The following is a 15,122-nucleotide window of genomic DNA, read 5'->3' on the forward strand; positions in this document are numbered from 1 at the left end:
ACTACTTTGATGAATTGTATTGGCAGAATCCAACGATTGTATCAATTCTACTTTCCCATGAATTAGCGAATTCCTCAATATATTCCGGAGACCAATCAATATTGGTTTCTCTAATTGTGTTGAAGAACTCGTCGGAATCCAATATCCCATCATCGTATTCTAACAGAGCATGCATAAATTGGTAAAACTTTTCCATATCGTATGGATGGCAACTCTCTGGCGCATTTTCAAGCCAGTTTTTCAATAAATAAGATGTTTGTTCATTCATAATGTGTCTATTTTTAGAATTATACAACAAACTTATAAAATGGGAATTGAATTTCCTGCCTAAACTTGTCACAAAAAAATGTCACGAAATCACTAAAATCTGCGATGTATAATTTACGCACTTACTTTTCTATATATTCCAAAACTAAGTGTGTAGAATGACTAACTGAGATTCCAAACCCTCTTTCTATCCAACCCACACCTCAGTCTTATCACTCACACACTTTAGAATATCACTATCCTTCTCACCCTTTCTCCATTATGATATGAAAGTTGGAGGATGCGCACTTAGTTGGTTATAATAATACAATCTATCTGCGTATAGGCTGTACATCTATCTTCCTTATATAATAGAAAGATAGGTGTACAAGCCCTCCAAAAGAGCGACGGAAATTATCTTTTGTCTGAAATTTGTGTATTTTTGTGCGTATGGATGACAAGTTGAAACAAATAGATACCCTTTTAGGTGAACTGAATCAATACAGGGCCAATGAGAATTACCGCATTACGGAGGCTCTGGAGATTGAGTATACCTATGACAGCAACCGCATCGAGGGAAATACTTTGACCCTCAATGAGACGGAAATGGTGGTCAACAAAGGCATTACCATTGCAGGCAAAGGGCTGAGGGAGCATCTGGAAGCTATCAACCACAAAGAAGCTATTGACTTTATCAAGGACATAGCACAGAAAAAAGAGCCTGTCTCGGAAAGGGTGCTGTTGGATATTCACTCCATTGTCCTGCACAGCATAGATAAGGAGAATGCCGGAAAATACCGCCGTGTACCTGTCATTATCAGCGGTAGTAAACACATTCCACCTCAACCTTATTTGTTACAGCCCAAAATGGATGAGCTGTTTCAATGGTATGAGGCAAACAAGGATTCCATGCATCCGGTTGTATTGGCAGCTCAGATGCACGAGAAATTCGTATCTATTCATCCCTTTATAGATGGAAATGGCCGGACAGCACGCCTGCTGATGAATCTTATATTGATGCAACACGGCTATCCCATTGCCAATATCAAAGGGGATAATGACACGAGACGCCGCTACTACCAAACTTTGGAAGAAGCATCTTCGGGGGATAACTCGGCTTTTGTGGAGTTCATTGAAGATGTGGTGATTCAAAGTCTGGAATACTATCTGAAAATCATCCGGGGATAGCTCCGGAGGTTTGAATACAAGGAGAGGTGTGGAGCAATCCATGCCTCTTTATTTTTGCCCTCCCCTCAGGGGGTAAATCCGATTTAACTTTAAATTCTCGCTTATGAAAGATTTGTATATAACGCTTGTTGTCTGGGCTATAATCTGCCTTGTGGCTTACATCAGGGCAGACCCCCGCAAGCAAGAGTAAATGTTGTGCCATAGTGATTTTATACAGAAAATCGGCTATTTCATACATTCTATATTAGAAACTTTGTCTATAAGGAATAACTTGGCTATTTTTGTTTCTCGATAGAATAACCGATGAAGAAGCATTTGATTATATCCACTTCGAACGATCTTGTGCGAATTGCGCCTGACCGGATTGTTTATATTTCATCGGATGGGAATTATTCCACTCTTGTGCAAGCTGATGGAGAAATGCGTATGTTGTCATTCCAGTTAGGGCAAATCGAAAAAATGATTGCCAGTCAACTTGGCGTCGAAGGAAACATCTTTATTCGCATTGGCAAAAGTTTGATTATTAACCGCTCCTACATATATTATATTAATGTTCCGAAGCAAAAACTTGTGTTGTCGGATGTCGAGACTGTTAATCATTCTGTTACAGCATCGCGAGAAGCATTGAAACAATTGAAGGAGTTTTTGGAAAAGGAGGGCTGGTAATGAAAACGGAAAAAGATATTAGGGACGATGAAATCCGAGTAATTGGAGGTGACTGTAATGCAACACAATCCAATTCACATAGATGGTGGATGTGGGGCGGAGTTGTGATCGCAGCTATTTTCATAATTGTTGTAGCTGTATTTATACTTGGTGAAAAGTTTCAAGTTCCGAATGAGCAAACCTATTTTGAACCACAACCGAGAATCGAACATTCTGTGGATGTAACACTGGAAAAATTTGGTCGAGAGGTCGATTCATTGGCCCGTGGATTTATTGAAATACAAGATACGGTGATTAATGATATTCCATTACGCATTTATATTCCGCACAATGCCAAAATGTCGTTACATGTAGGACGTTTGGATAAACGTGATACCAGTATCATTTTCGCGGCACAAGCTGCTGATATTCGTCGGGATAATCGAAAAATTGTTGGGGCATTTGTATTGAAAGGGGAGCCTTTGGCTTGGGGATTGTCGAAAACAGGCTATTGCGCAATTATAGACGATAAAATAACTATTGGTATAGCTAATAACTCTCCATTATTTGAAGAAGCGACTGAAAAAAATGGTTATTTTTTTCGTCAATATCCATTAGTCGATAATGGTAGGTTAGTAGAGAATGAACCGAAGAATAAAGCTGTTCGTCGAGCCTTATGTGATCGCAATGGTGAGATTATGATGGTTGAAAGCGGTACGGGAGAGTCTTTCCATGACTTTGCGCAGGCATTAGTTGATTTAGGAATGACTAATGCAATTTATTTAGTTGGCAGTTCTGCGTTTGGGTGGGCTGTTGATGACAATGGTAAGCGGAGTGAGTTCGGAATAGAGAATCCACGTCTGCCTAAAAATGCAAGCTATATTGTTTGGCGACGTAGATAATCGCACGAGCAAAGCTATTTCGTACAGTACAGATTAGATTTCGTACAATGGCGGGAGAATCCCAATGTTGTACGAAATCTTTTTTTGATATTTGTTGCAATAAAACACTTAATAATTAGATATTTACACATGAGTCGGTTTTTAATGATCTTCTGCGGATTGCTGACGATTGGATGCGGACAACCCGTAACACAAAGCCCCGGTTCTGAGAAGATAGATTCTCTGCAAACCGGGATAGTTAAAGCGCATCGGGAATGTAACTCGATTTATTTTTGGAAAACAACATTTGATCCGACGAAGACAGAATTGGATTTCTTGCAAAAGTACGATGTACAGCGGTTGTATATCCGATTTTTCGACGTAGCGCTGGATAATAGTTGGCTTGAAGAGAAATTGACCGTAGTACCTATCGCAACTACTGTGTTTGCGCAAACTCCTCCTGCCGGGCTAGAGATCGTTCCTACTGTATACATTACGCTTGAGGCTCTGCGGAGTGTCAAGGGGAAGGAGGCAGAATATGCAGATAAAATTACCACCAGAATCTTGGCAATGGCCACACGTCATAAAATCTCGAATATAAGCGAGGTGCAGTTTGACTGTGACTGGACAGGAACGACGCAGGAAAGCTATTTTGAATTATGTAGGATTGCGAAAGATACTTTGTATAGGCGAGGTGTCGGATTAAGTGCCACGATCCGATTGCATCAATTGCGAAAAGACCCTCCTCCCGTTGATCGGGGTGTGCTGATGTTGTATAATACTGGCGCATTAAAAAGCGCTGATACTGAAAATTCCATATTGAATTACTCGGATATTGAATTTTATCTGAAAAATGCTGTTTATCCGTTACATCTTGATTTTGCATATCCGACTTTTTCGTGGGGCGTGTGGTTTCGGGATAATAAATTCAGAGCCATATTGCGCACAATCAATTTTTCTGATAAAACATATTATCAATCACTCAAAAAAGGAACTTATAAGGTCGTTAAAGATCACTACTTAGAGTCGCACGAACTCTTGAGGGGCGATATAATACGGCTGGAAAATTCTCGCTATGTCGAGATATTGAAGACGCAATGTCGTGTCGAGAAAGAACTGGGTGGAGACAACTATTCCGTCATACTTTACCATCTGGATTCTGCAAACCTTTCAAAATACACACCCGATGAAATCATGTATATATACAATCGTTAGTGCCTTCCTACTCTCTTTGTTGCCAATGCAGCAGGCCCATCCGTGCGGTGGCCCGTGGTATACTCCTCGGGATTATTATACATTTCGCATCTATAATCCAGAGAATGATAGAGAGTTGTGCATTGAGGATGAGTATGGTCGTCTTAAGTTGAAGAGTGAGTCGAGACTAAACTGCGAACTTTGGCAGAAGCAGACCGCCGCCGAGATTCCTGTTGAGGATATCTATAAAGCGGTCTATAAATCTACTTACGAGGATATTGCACGGATACCTCAGCTTATTGCGCAGCCAAATGCGAAAGACTCTCTGATGCAGAATCAGTTTGTCAAATGGATCGTTTCGCACAAAGATCGAGAAGTCGCAGAGTTTCTATTGCTTGCTAAGCTTTGCGAGAAAATTCGCTGGGAGCAAAGTTCTCCGTGGTACTATCCGACAGACAACGATCACGTCAGCTTAACATTAACAGATGTTGCCGCGCAAGCTCAAGCGTATGGGGGTAAACGATTGCAAGATCGTTATGCTTTGCAGGCAATTCGTGCCCTATTTGCAACCGCCCAATACGATAAATGCATCAATTATTGGAATGACATGCAAAATAAGCTTCCTGATAACTTGTTGAAAAAGATGATATGGCCTTATGTTGCGGGCGCATATTTTCGGACAGGGGCTATTGAAAAAGCAAAACAGATTTATGCAGAATGTGGGGATGTTAGCTCGTTGCTCTACTGTGCAGGTAAGCAAGGTAAACAAACCAGCGAAATCGAGCAAATGGAGTTGGTCTATAAATATTGTCCGAACTCGCCAATGCTGGCTAGCACGACACAACAACTGATTCGATTCATTGAGGAAATGTCTGATGGTTGGGGTGAACCTAGTGATGGGTGGTGGGCATCACTTCTCCCTCTTTCTGAATTTGCATTAAAGGCTATTTCAGAAGGCAAGACTGCCAATCCTGCAATGTGGTACTATACGGCTGCGTATATTGCGGATAAAAATGGAAAAGTGCAGCAAGCATCCGATCTGTTAACTAAGGCGGAGCATGCCCGGGGAGATAAGTTTACTAAAGAATCGATCAAAATTCTGCGAATCTATCTCGATGCGAAGTTGTTGCCTTGTAATGCAGCTTATGAACAAACACTATTTGGTCAGTTGCGGTGGCTCGATAAGAAGATAATAGACAATATAGATGAGCGAGTTGTGAAAGAGACCGCAGACGGATATTACTTAAATGCCAATATCAGCTACTATTACTGGAATGACATGCTGCGGAAAATTGTCCTATCGACCATTGTCCCTAAATATATAGCACACGGGAATTGTGTCCGGGCAATACAGCTCGCGAATTTGGCCGATAACAGATTGTATAATCTGGTCGATAAGCAAACTTATTCATGCTGCATCATAGACAGCACAAGAACAGGCACAATGGCCGAGTATCGCAAAAATGCTTCGTGGAATTCTTCTGATTATAGCAATTCTTTATTTATGCTGGTGGATACGATCGGTGTAGACAATGTTATTGCTTATACCAAAAGGCTTAAACATCCTCAAACTGCATTTGATGATTTCTTAAATACAAGAGGATATGTCAGTCTGGATTATTTTAATGACATCATTGGTACACAATGCCTGCGGGAGATGCGATATGCCGAGGCCGTTGCATATCTGGGTAAAGTTCCGTCGGCGTTCCAATATACACTAAACACATATAGAGGCGGATATATGAAGCGAGATCCATTTAACGTAGATAGTCAGGTTTTAATTTACGACAATTCAGATTACAAGTTTAATTTTGCCCGCGAAATGCTCTCTTTGGAACGAATAGCAAATCAGACGACTGATCCCAATCGCAAGGCGCAAATGTTAATCCGTTACGCCGTTGGTATTCGCAATTCAATGGATCGTTGTTGGGCCTTGACACAGTATTATCGCGGGACATCATACTGGAGTGTTGTCAATGATTGGACAGAGACTGCCTGTTGTAAAAAGGCGCGAAGCCGGAGTGACATATTATTGAAAGATGCATTTGCGATGTTTACAGACGATGAGTGTGCGGCACATGCACATCATCAGTTATGTCATTATCATACGGTTGTTGAAAAATATCCGGATACGGCAACTGCGAAAATTATCCGTGGTGCTTGTGATAATTACCGAGACTACCGCCCGTCTAAAAAATGATGTGACATTATCTGAACAAATAGCTTTTAATGTTCTTTGCAACAGCCCTGAAATTTAGGATAAGTTATTGCATTATCCGAGTTAGTTTTCTACTTTTGTGGGACATACTAACTGACACGGAAAGTGTAAGTTTATTCCCATAAAGCGAATCTGGAAAATTCATTGATGGTGAGAATAAGCGAACTTATCCTATCGTCGTATACTTATCACAAGTATATAGGCGTAGGGCTGTTGCTTGTTTTATCCATCGAGGTATTCCAGAACCTGCTTTAGTAAAATAGGCTTTCAGTCCTGCGCTTTCTTTTTACGACTAACCATCTGTGAGGGACGGCAGAAAAAACTGTGCGTCTTATGGATATTAAAAAAGCTGAAGCTCTCCGTGAAGCATGGGGAGATAACCCTTGTGAACATCCTGCATTTGAACCAGAAACTATCGGTGCCCCGATTAGTGGACTTAGATATCTTCAAAGTAAGACCAACGATTATATCTGTGTCCAATGTGGCCGTGATTTCACAAGAGAGGAAAAAGAGCGAATTGAACAAAGTAGATAATTCCAAATAAATATGAAAAAATTATCATACCTCATCATTTCGACTTTATTAATAAGTAGTTGTAGTCGAGATGCTGATATATGGGAGTTTCCACAAGAAACCCATAAATGTATAATTACCAAACATTATGAACCATTAACTCTCGATAATGGAGAGGTTATATGTGGCGCTCCTTCTGAGTTAGATTTAGCCTATGGTTTTAGCCAAGTAGAGCATGGAATTCCCGGAGCATATTCAGATACAGTCTATTATGATAAGTTTGGTAATGTTCTTTTAATCAAAGATATAAAAGATTATCGTAAAAGAGTGTATTATGTGAAGCCAGAGGATGAAATGCGTTCTAAACAGATTATACAGTATGGAAAAGGACGTGCAGTATTGGAAATTACAAAAGATTCCAAGCATAATTCATTTAAAATAAAAAATACAGTACGAGGACACATTCCAAATAGTGATGATGCATTCTCTTTTGAAGAAATACAAATTGGGGATGACCAAGGCCGATTAATGAGAGTTGTTAGAGATAATAAAATTATAACAGATGTAGAATATCTGCCGTCATCCGCTGGTAAAAAAGTTGAGTATTATACAACTACAAGAGACGGTGAAAAGACAGAAGAAAGTACTTGGGTGTATGATGCCGAATCAGGAAAATTGCTATATAATGAAATTACTCAATATGAGAATTATCCGGCAACAGTTACAAAATATAATTATTCTTATGATGAAAAATGGAATTGTATATACCAAGATATTGTAACAACGAAAAATACTGAGATTCAGCGCTGGCATAGATATGTTTGGGAATACAATCTAAGCGATGATATTATTTCTGTTAATCATGCTTTCTATACGAATGATAAAGCTCAGACAGTTACAATAGATGGAGAAACAATGCAAGAGATAGCTCATAGTGAACCTGTAGATGTTTTTGAAAAGGGGAAATTATGGGATGCCGGAACAATAATTTATAAGTACAAATATAATCAACGCGGAGAGTGGATACATCGCATTGCCTATCGGCGGTCCCCGGAAGATATGATTAAATTAAGAATGCAAATGGGTAAATCTTATGAGGACCTTACGTCGCGTGTCATTGCAATTACAATCCGAGACATCCAGTATTATGATTAGTGTTTTACTCACTTACTTTTCCATAATATACAAAATCTAACTGCGCAAAATCTGACAACCCAAAGATGAAAAAATACCTGTCTATACTTATTGTGTTGCTGATGTTTGGATGTGGAGGTCAAGCACTTAAGCAACCAAGAGGTGAGAGCCTGATAAATTCGCCAGTTCTTACACAGATAGATTTGGTTATACCCCAGAAACCTCCGGTTTGGCCAGACTCTGTGACCAAACTAAAATATGGCAAAATTATAGACAAAATTCGCACAAAATGTGATTCTTACATCGAAGTAGACTCTTTGCCGGACTTTGTCAATCAAATTCCCCGGATGGGAAATACCGATTTTACAGTGGAGATGTCGATACAGTTAGTCAAGGTTCTGACTATGTAACCTATATAGAATTCACAGATTTGTATGGAAATCTTGTAAAAAAGCAATGGAAACCTAATTTGCGCTCAGACTTTACGGGTTTAATTTGTGGAGTATGGCAATTTAATTATGGCGAGAAAGATTATTATGTCTTAAAATATTTCCATAGACATTATAATCCATGTTGGAGTTATAGTATGGAAATTATCTCTTTCGATAATAATGGTAATCCTACATTCCATCCAGAATTTTATCCTGCGGACATATTTGAACCATATGATGAAACATATTTAATACAAGATGATAAAGGCGAGGTCATTGATGAATACACGAGTCCGGGGTATGGAGTTACAGTCTGTTTGACAGAGGATTCCGGGGAGATAGGATATTTCTTTGACACAGACTCTCTAACAGTTCACACTATTGTCGATACTACATCTGTAAGGTGGAAACCAAAACTTGCATATAAATCGTGGAAATTAGTTTTACCCAAGCATCTACAATGAAGAAAATAGAATTAATTGGATTGCGACAAATAGGTTTACCCCTCCTCATCGTAAAAGCACAGGCCCAAAACCTGTGTTTTTTGCTTGATACGGGGAGTAACATCAATGTCCTTGACAGACGAGTAGCTGAGTTCTTCCAACTTTCGGGAGGAACAGCCAAACAGCGTCAGTTTGGAATAGATGGAGAACTTCGAACAACAGATGTTGTTGAACTGGCTTTTTCTTTGGAGGAGCAGGAATACAAAGCTAATTTCTCAGTCATGGACTTGTCCTCAGCCTTTGGAAAAGTGGAAGAAGAATCGGGCATACAGATTCATGGCCTTTTAGGATGCTCTTTCATGGAACAGCAAAAGTGGATTCTCGATTTTGAAAATCTGATACTCCGCTTTCCGTTGTAATTTGGGTTGAGTTTTACAGACTGCTTACCCTGCTTACCCATAAAGCAAAAAATAGGGGAGAGGCATAATGGCCACTCCCCTTAATACCGATTTTATCGGTTTGTAACTTCTTGATTTTTAGTCTTTATCATATATTCGTAACGGCCTTGACGTTTTATTCGTTTAAAATGTGCCATCAACACCCTGCCTAACTTCTGTTCTGACAAAGAGCGCAAACCAGATAAACGAAGCAAATTTTTTAAGATATCGGTCGTTTTCATAAAAACTGCCTCAGGATCGGCATCGTTGCATGGTTCGTAAAAGGCCATGAGTTGCTCCTCTTCTGGAATTACAGCCCGGAATTCCTCATTATTCTGTTCCAGCTCGGCCATTTCTTCCTGCGAGAACCAATATTGGAACCCATTCTGAGCTAAACTAATTGCTTGAGCATAGGCTTTGTCTAAATCTGTAAAAATTTGATAATCTATGCGTTTAGCTTCAAAACACAAAAATCTTCGATTTCCTGTAATATCATGCAGAAAATCTTTGTTGTTAATCGAGCCTGCAAATGAAGCTCGTCGGATATATCGTTCGTGAGTGAAAGCATAAGCACGACGTAAGTATATGTCTTTCTTGGTGATAAGCTCTTTCAGAGCATCCAGATTACGTCCCATATTCTCCAACTCATCCATAACGATCAAACAACACTCGGAGAGTTTTACCTGTGAGTCCTTGTCGCGGACATTAATCATTCCGGCGAAAACGTACTTCCGCAGAGGTGGTGGAATAAGGTTGCCCAGCCATGTTGTTTTTCCCACGCCTTGTGCCCCACTCAGAATAAGGGCTGTGTGATTCACTACCTCTGTTTGCATCCACGACGCAGTCATAGCAACGAACCACTTTTTGAAAGCTCGTTGCCAGAAATCCGGGTTTCCTGTTGTAACCGTATTGGCAAGCCGTTCGATGTAGTCTGTCTGTCCATCCCATTCCGGGAGGGTAGATGTATACTCGATATACGGGTCGTATTCAGGCATAAATTTTGAGGCTAAAATCATCCGCAGAGTACTCATAGAACATTGTAGATCAGCGTATTTCAAATCCCGGAGAATGCTATTATAGTCAAAGTCTCGCATCTCAGTAAAAGGGGCGTCTGGTTTTTTAACTAGCTTGAATTCAGCCTTATTCGCAACTATGTTATACCGAAATAACCATTGGGAACGTAAAAATAATTCAATCTGTTCGATGAGCGTATCTCCGCCCGTTGTTTTTAATTGCAAGCCTTGGGGTTGCGAGGCCACCTCGGTAGGCGAGGCTTCGCCTTGTAAGAATGCTTCCAATCCGGGATTATCGTCCGGCGTAATCCCTACATCACCAGCTCCTTGGAAATCTTGCAATGCGTTACTCATGGCGACCTCCTTTCTGCATCTTAGGTTCGCCATCGATAATAGCATCGAGACGGGATTTACGGATGTAAAGTTTACCACCAACCTCGGTGAGTGGTAAAATACCTTTTGCACGCCAGTTGAACAAGGTGCGGCGCGACACCTTCAAAAGCCTTTCAAGGTCTGCTAAGTCGAGATATACATCGTCCTTGATTGCTACTTCTTTGGTTGTTTGCACCAGTCGCTCGGCACATATGCCGTTCGAAGAGATGCCCGTAACCACCGGCTCTACTTGGTGTGTTTCATTCTTACTCGTTTTCATGATTAAAATTGGTTAAGTCATTAATAATTAGATTGCTAAAATATTTTTTCATAACATTAAAGTATTATGTCAGGAGCTACCCGACGTGATACATTACGAGGCATGGCGCGACCATTCCTCCGATTGCCCTATTTTTAGTAGAGCGGGCTGCTCTCTTCTCATGTCAAAGAACCTTGTTACCGACGGCAACAAAAAATCCACGACAAATTACGGCTTCTTTTGCCATACTGACGTGAATAACGGTACTGTGCTTTCCGGACTTACGCAACGGCCGGTGCATCTTTCATCGTCCCCGTTGTAAACGATGATGGTGCAAAAGTCTGTAAAAAATTTGACATTTCCAAACATTTTCCGCAACCTTGCCGTATGTTTCCTAATTTTGCATTATTTTACATCGTCTGCGCGATAGCAGATACTTGGAGTTTTCGTGGGAGTTAATTTTTGTGCTTGTGTATATCGTTGATTATCAGTGTATATATTGTTTGGTTCGACTCCCGCCACCTCCACAAATGTAAAACGCATCTGCTTTATTATTGAGTAGATGCGTTTTGTTGTTGTATCAAGTGTTGTATTAATTTTTGTTTTGCGTAAAAAAAGGGTGCTGGCTCAACATTTCGGCATTTTCTTGGGCCGATACTTTGATGTATTTTAATAAATCAGAAATATGATTTATTAATCTGACAATCAGATTTTTGAATAGATTTTGCGGGATTGACGGTAACGATTTGGGATCGTGCGAAATGCGTTGTTTTGCGTAACCGTCCTGTCAAATAACCCTTGTTGACATAAACATAATAATTTTGCTTAATCCTCCAAAACTCGACAAAAAACTGCGGTCCCCGTTTCAATATAGGATCGCTGTCCGGAGCGTGTAAAGTCTTTGCCTAATCCCACTTATCGCCCCTTTCCGTCGCGTTTGCACTATTCGCCGCATCCGTCGGCCGATCGGTTTTCTGCCGTTCTGCCTTTATGAATCGAGTCCTGCGCATTCGCTTCCGATGTAGTTTCCGAACGTTCGGACGGTTGAGTGCGCCCGTCTATGGCAAACGTTTGTAAAACCTCGTCGTAAGCGCCGAAATCCAGCAGGTCGAACGGCCCTACCGGTTCTCCTTCTTCCCGTTTTGCGGCGATCCGTTCAAGTAATTCGCGGAACTGCATGAAGCGATTGATGGCTTCGTTTCCGTATGCTACCTCCTTTTTACCGCGCCGGGTCGTATAGGCGAAAGCAAACGCTTTAAGTGACAGACAATCGCGGTTAGGCCTGTCTTTCGTAAAGAACAGCGCCGAAAGGTCCTCCGGGGACATCAGGTATCTGTAACATCTCGTCGGGAGTTCTGCGAGCCATTTGCGCAGGAAGATCATCGGAAGCCGGTCCGATTGGATGCTGAATCCGTTTCGCCGGATATATGAGGTGCTTTGCCCGTATTCCGCTGCCGGATCGTAATAGACGCTTTGCGAATCGAGGTATTCCCGACGGTCGGGCGGATAGCTGATGGCGGCATATCCGGGAGCACCGAGACGGTATTGCACGGGAATCGGCACCCCCGATTCCTGAACCTGCGTATCGAACATATCGGTTTCCTCCCTGCCTGCGCGGTGTTCGTTGAAAATTATGAGGTCGCAGCGTTCGATGAAGAGCTGAAACAATGCGGATTGGGACAATATCACTTTACTGCCGGGCAGTATCTCGCAATGATCTGCGGCGGCGATGATGCGGCAGCACTCCTCGCCTCGGTCGCTTGCCACGCCGGAGATATAGTTGCTCCATTGGCGGCTGGAAAGCATAAGATATATTTCCATCCGCGAATCGCCGGCCCTGCATTCCAGCAGATGCGAAGCCACCGAACGCTCGCCCGCAGTAGTCACGGGAAGCAGGAAGCGGATGCGGGAAAAGGTTTTCAGATAGTAGTTTACGACGGATTCGAAATACTTCGCCGTACTGCGGCCCTTGCCGCAGCCGCCCAGAAGACCGAGGGTGAAAGGTGGTTGCATAGGAAGTGATTAGAGGGTTCAAAAAGCGATTCCCGGCCGCCGTCATATTGCGTATTTGGGAACTTTCGAATCGCGGCCGGGAATCGCAAACGGTTCAATCGACCTCCGCCGCACCGGATTGTGCGGCGGGACGGCACTCCGTTGGCCCCGGTGATTCTATAATAATTGTCGGTGAATTGTTCGAAAAAAACGGGTGCGGAACCGCCGAGAAAAAATAAGTGACGCAACTTCGACGTGAAGAATTCAAATGTTCCGCACCCAGTTCGGAGAACAGCCTGCCGTTACCAGATTCAGGTGCCTTTGAAGCGGGATTGTTATCGACGACAGGCGTTCCCGTTACTGCGGATGACGACACACACACCCGCACCGACAGTTCGTCGGTGATGCAAAATCTTGTCTGCTGGGGAATGTAAGGCCGTAACATCGTGTCGGGGTTAGTGGGTTGATTTCTGCACCCCGTTCCGGCTTGAACGCAAAAAAGCACGGAACGCAGGTACAGTCCCTTCCGGTCGGCCTTGCGAGCCTTGGTCTGGTAAACTGCCCTTACGCCCGTGCCTGCCTACGGCGCAAGGCCGCAGGCATGACAAGGGTTTCAGACAAGTTTTACACCAGACCTAAACCTGTTATATTGCTATAACAGTCGCAAGTTTACCGGATAAGGTATAAAAGGTTGTCCTAACCTTATGAATATGTTACGGCTATGGCACCGTTTTCATCCGCAAAGGTAACATAACTTTTTCAATTTAAGTTATGCGACCCGCCGGAAATTAAAAGTTACGGAACGCACCCCGCTTATAACCGAAAGGCTCTGGTAAACCCAACACTATAAGCACAAAAGGCCCACGCCCGTAACGTAGGAGTCATACCCATTCTTACGCCGGACATGGGCCGACGTTCGTGGGACTAAATTTGTGCTTTGCCTGTGTCTAAAATTTTACCAGAATTTTTCGGTCGGCAAAGTTCACGAATCCGTCTTCCGACGAATCGCTTGTCCCAAAGGTAATACAAAAAATCCGAACCGACAACAAACCGCGTGCATTTTTTCCGCCGGAAGAATCCATTTCGGTCCGAAATCATTATCTTTGCCGCGATGGAAGAGCAGCTCGGTCGGCGGATCGATTTCATAGACCTCACCAAAGGCCTTTGTATCATGCTGGTAGTGATGATGCACGTCGGGGGAGCCTTCGACGGCCTCGCAGACGGCCCTGTCCTGTCGAGTTTCACCATGCCGCTCTATTTCTTCGTTTCGGGACTTTTCTTCAAGTCCTACGAGGGATTCGCGGGCTTCCTGCTCCGCAAGGTCGACAAACTGCTCGTCCCCTTCCTGGTCTTCTACCTCGGCTCGTTCCTGCTGATGTACGGCATTTCGAAGCTTCTGCCCGGAACGTTCCGCCTTCCGGTGCGCTGGAGCGAATTGCTGCTGGTATTCCGGGGTCACGAACTGATCCGGTTCAATCCCCCGATCTGGTTCCTCGTCGCGCTGTTCAACTGCAACATGCTGTTCTACATCGTCCACTACCTGCGCGAGAAGCATCTCCCGGCCATGTTCGCCGCGACGCTGCTGATCGGCGGCGCCGGATTCTGGCTGGGCAGGGAGCGGATCGAATTGCCGTTCTACATCGACGTCGCCATGACGGCCCTGCCTTTCTATTTCGCGGGGTTCTGGATTCGCCGCTACAACTTTTTCCTCTTTCCGCACCACCGCTTCGACAAACTCATTCCGCTGTTCATCCTGCTGGCCGTCGTGACGATGTATTTCACCGCCACGCCCCTGGGGATGCGGACGAATGACTACCCGGAAAACCTCTTTCAGGTGTATCTTGCGGCTTTCGCCGGGATTTTCGCCGTCATGCTCCTCTGCAAGGAGGTGAAGCGCGTGCCGGTCGTCACCTATCTGGGCCGCTATTCGATCATCACGCTGGGTGTCCACGGACCGCTGCTCTTTTTCCTGCGTCCCGTCGTTTCGCGGTTCCTCGCCGGCGGCTGGGTGCAGTCGGTCGCCCTGCTGGCGCTGACGCTCGCCGTCTGTCTGCTGCTGACACCCGTCATCGTCCGCCTGATGCCGCAGTTCGTCGCCCAGAAGGACCTGCTCAACCGTAACCAATGAAAAAGGCTTCCCTTCAAAGGGAAGCCTT

15 protein-coding genes are annotated in these 15,122 nt (G+C 43.4%); 11 read left to right on the forward strand and 4 right to left on the reverse strand.

From position 1 onward, the window contains the following. Window position 1 precedes the first annotated feature (1 nt). The gene (locus tag ACGHP5_RS14805; RefSeq protein ID WP_390567460.1) at window positions 2–268 is read right to left on the reverse strand and encodes a hypothetical protein; all 267 of its coding nucleotides are present in this window, start codon (window positions 266–268) and stop codon (window positions 2–4) included. 428 nt (window positions 269–696) lie between these two features. On the opposite strand from ACGHP5_RS14805, the gene ACGHP5_RS14810 reads away from it, so the two are divergent. From ACGHP5_RS14810 to ACGHP5_RS14855, 10 genes are all read left to right on the forward strand, one after another. Beyond that, a complete protein-coding gene (locus tag ACGHP5_RS14810; RefSeq protein ID WP_390567462.1) occupies window positions 697–1,434 on the forward strand; it encodes a Fic family protein in 738 nt (245 codons plus the stop codon). Between the two features lie 303 nt (window positions 1,435–1,737). Continuing rightward, the gene (locus tag ACGHP5_RS14815; RefSeq protein ID WP_390567464.1) at window positions 1,738–2,100 is read left to right on the forward strand and encodes a LytTR family transcriptional regulator DNA-binding domain-containing protein; all 363 of its coding nucleotides are present in this window, start codon (window positions 1,738–1,740) and stop codon (window positions 2,098–2,100) included. Next, on the forward strand, window positions 2,100–2,981 hold the full coding sequence (locus ACGHP5_RS14820; protein WP_390567466.1) for a phosphodiester glycosidase family protein: 882 nt from the start codon (window positions 2,100–2,102) through the stop codon (window positions 2,979–2,981). Before ACGHP5_RS14815 ends, ACGHP5_RS14820 begins: the two co-directional genes overlap by 1 nt. Before the next feature lie 129 nt (window positions 2,982–3,110). Continuing rightward, on the forward strand, window positions 3,111–4,175 hold the full coding sequence (locus tag ACGHP5_RS14825) for a hypothetical protein (protein WP_390567468.1): 1,065 nt from the start codon (window positions 3,111–3,113) through the stop codon (window positions 4,173–4,175). Continuing rightward, a complete protein-coding gene (locus ACGHP5_RS14830) occupies window positions 4,147–6,354 on the forward strand; it encodes a hypothetical protein (protein WP_390567470.1) in 2,208 nt (735 codons plus the stop codon). Before ACGHP5_RS14825 ends, ACGHP5_RS14830 begins: the two co-directional genes overlap by 29 nt. 351 nt (window positions 6,355–6,705) lie before the next feature. After that, complete coding sequence (locus ACGHP5_RS14835) at window positions 6,706–6,906, forward strand: hypothetical protein (RefSeq protein WP_390567471.1); 201 nt, start codon at window positions 6,706–6,708, stop codon at window positions 6,904–6,906. A gap of 12 nt (window positions 6,907–6,918) precedes the next feature. Then, on the forward strand, window positions 6,919–8,040 hold the full coding sequence (locus tag ACGHP5_RS14840; RefSeq protein ID WP_390567472.1) for a hypothetical protein: 1,122 nt from the start codon (window positions 6,919–6,921) through the stop codon (window positions 8,038–8,040). 65 nt (window positions 8,041–8,105) lie between these two features. Beyond that, window positions 8,106–8,429 (forward strand): hypothetical protein, encoded by a 324-nt coding sequence (locus tag ACGHP5_RS14845; protein WP_390567474.1) that lies wholly within the window; start codon window positions 8,106–8,108, stop codon window positions 8,427–8,429. A gap of 176 nt (window positions 8,430–8,605) precedes the next feature. Next, window positions 8,606–8,914, forward strand: coding sequence for a hypothetical protein (locus ACGHP5_RS14850; protein ID WP_390567476.1), 309 nt, complete (start codon window positions 8,606–8,608; stop codon window positions 8,912–8,914). Further along, window positions 8,911–9,312 (forward strand): aspartyl protease family protein, encoded by a 402-nt coding sequence (locus ACGHP5_RS14855; protein WP_390567478.1) that lies wholly within the window; start codon window positions 8,911–8,913, stop codon window positions 9,310–9,312. The genes ACGHP5_RS14850 and ACGHP5_RS14855 overlap by 4 nt, the downstream gene beginning before the upstream one ends. Window positions 9,313–9,404: 92 nt before the next feature. Here ACGHP5_RS14855 and ACGHP5_RS14860 read toward each other — a convergent pair whose 3' ends face one another. The 3 genes from ACGHP5_RS14860 to ACGHP5_RS14870 form a co-directional block, all read right to left on the reverse strand. After that, entirely contained in the window at window positions 9,405–10,697 is a 1,293-nt protein-coding gene (locus ACGHP5_RS14860; protein WP_390567480.1) for a VapE domain-containing protein, read from the reverse strand. After that, on the reverse strand, window positions 10,690–10,995 hold the full coding sequence (locus tag ACGHP5_RS14865; RefSeq protein WP_295905600.1) for a helix-turn-helix domain-containing protein: 306 nt from the start codon (window positions 10,993–10,995) through the stop codon (window positions 10,690–10,692). Before ACGHP5_RS14865 ends, ACGHP5_RS14860 begins: the two co-directional genes overlap by 8 nt. A 921-nt stretch (window positions 10,996–11,916) precedes the next feature. After that, window positions 11,917–12,987, reverse strand: a complete 1,071-nt coding sequence (locus tag ACGHP5_RS14870; protein WP_390567482.1) for a hypothetical protein — start codon at window positions 12,985–12,987, stop codon at window positions 11,917–11,919. A 1,090-nt stretch (window positions 12,988–14,077) separates the two neighbouring features. Here ACGHP5_RS14870 and ACGHP5_RS14875 point away from each other — a divergent pair. Beyond that, a complete protein-coding gene (locus tag ACGHP5_RS14875; protein WP_390567483.1) occupies window positions 14,078–15,094 on the forward strand; it encodes an acyltransferase family protein in 1,017 nt (338 codons plus the stop codon). Window positions 15,095–15,122: the final 28 nt, after the last annotated feature.

The organism is Alistipes sp. i18-0019-D1 (assembly GCF_042852885.1).
Taxonomy (GTDB): domain Bacteria; phylum Bacteroidota; class Bacteroidia; order Bacteroidales; family Rikenellaceae; genus Alistipes.

What these genes read in the sequence shown, in the direction of transcription:
- ACGHP5_RS14805 (WP_390567460.1), bottom strand. Translation starts at nt 268, where the DNA reads ATGAATGAACAAACATCTTATTTATTGAAAAACTGGCTTGAAAATGCG.
- ACGHP5_RS14810 (WP_390567462.1), top strand. Translation starts at nt 697, where the DNA reads ATGGATGACAAGTTGAAACAAATAGATACCCTTTTAGGTGAACTGAAT.
- ACGHP5_RS14815 (WP_390567464.1), top strand. Translation starts at nt 1,738, where the DNA reads ATGAAGAAGCATTTGATTATATCCACTTCGAACGATCTTGTGCGAATT.
- ACGHP5_RS14820 (WP_390567466.1), top strand. Translation starts at nt 2,100, where the DNA reads ATGAAAACGGAAAAAGATATTAGGGACGATGAAATCCGAGTAATTGGA.
- ACGHP5_RS14825 (WP_390567468.1), top strand. Translation starts at nt 3,111, where the DNA reads ATGAGTCGGTTTTTAATGATCTTCTGCGGATTGCTGACGATTGGATGC.
- ACGHP5_RS14830 (WP_390567470.1), top strand. Translation starts at nt 4,147, where the DNA reads ATGAAATCATGTATATATACAATCGTTAGTGCCTTCCTACTCTCTTTG.
- ACGHP5_RS14835 (WP_390567471.1), top strand. Translation starts at nt 6,706, where the DNA reads ATGGATATTAAAAAAGCTGAAGCTCTCCGTGAAGCATGGGGAGATAAC.
- ACGHP5_RS14840 (WP_390567472.1), top strand. Translation starts at nt 6,919, where the DNA reads ATGAAAAAATTATCATACCTCATCATTTCGACTTTATTAATAAGTAGT.
- ACGHP5_RS14845 (WP_390567474.1), top strand. Translation starts at nt 8,106, where the DNA reads ATGAAAAAATACCTGTCTATACTTATTGTGTTGCTGATGTTTGGATGT.
- ACGHP5_RS14850 (WP_390567476.1), top strand. Translation starts at nt 8,606, where the DNA reads ATGGAAATTATCTCTTTCGATAATAATGGTAATCCTACATTCCATCCA.
- ACGHP5_RS14855 (WP_390567478.1), top strand. Translation starts at nt 8,911, where the DNA reads ATGAAGAAAATAGAATTAATTGGATTGCGACAAATAGGTTTACCCCTC.
- ACGHP5_RS14860 (WP_390567480.1), bottom strand. Translation starts at nt 10,697, where the DNA reads ATGAGTAACGCATTGCAAGATTTCCAAGGAGCTGGTGATGTAGGGATT.
- ACGHP5_RS14865 (WP_295905600.1), bottom strand. Translation starts at nt 10,995, where the DNA reads ATGAAAACGAGTAAGAATGAAACACACCAAGTAGAGCCGGTGGTTACG.
- ACGHP5_RS14870 (WP_390567482.1), bottom strand. Translation starts at nt 12,987, where the DNA reads ATGCAACCACCTTTCACCCTCGGTCTTCTGGGCGGCTGCGGCAAGGGC.
- ACGHP5_RS14875 (WP_390567483.1), top strand. Translation starts at nt 14,078, where the DNA reads ATGGAAGAGCAGCTCGGTCGGCGGATCGATTTCATAGACCTCACCAAA.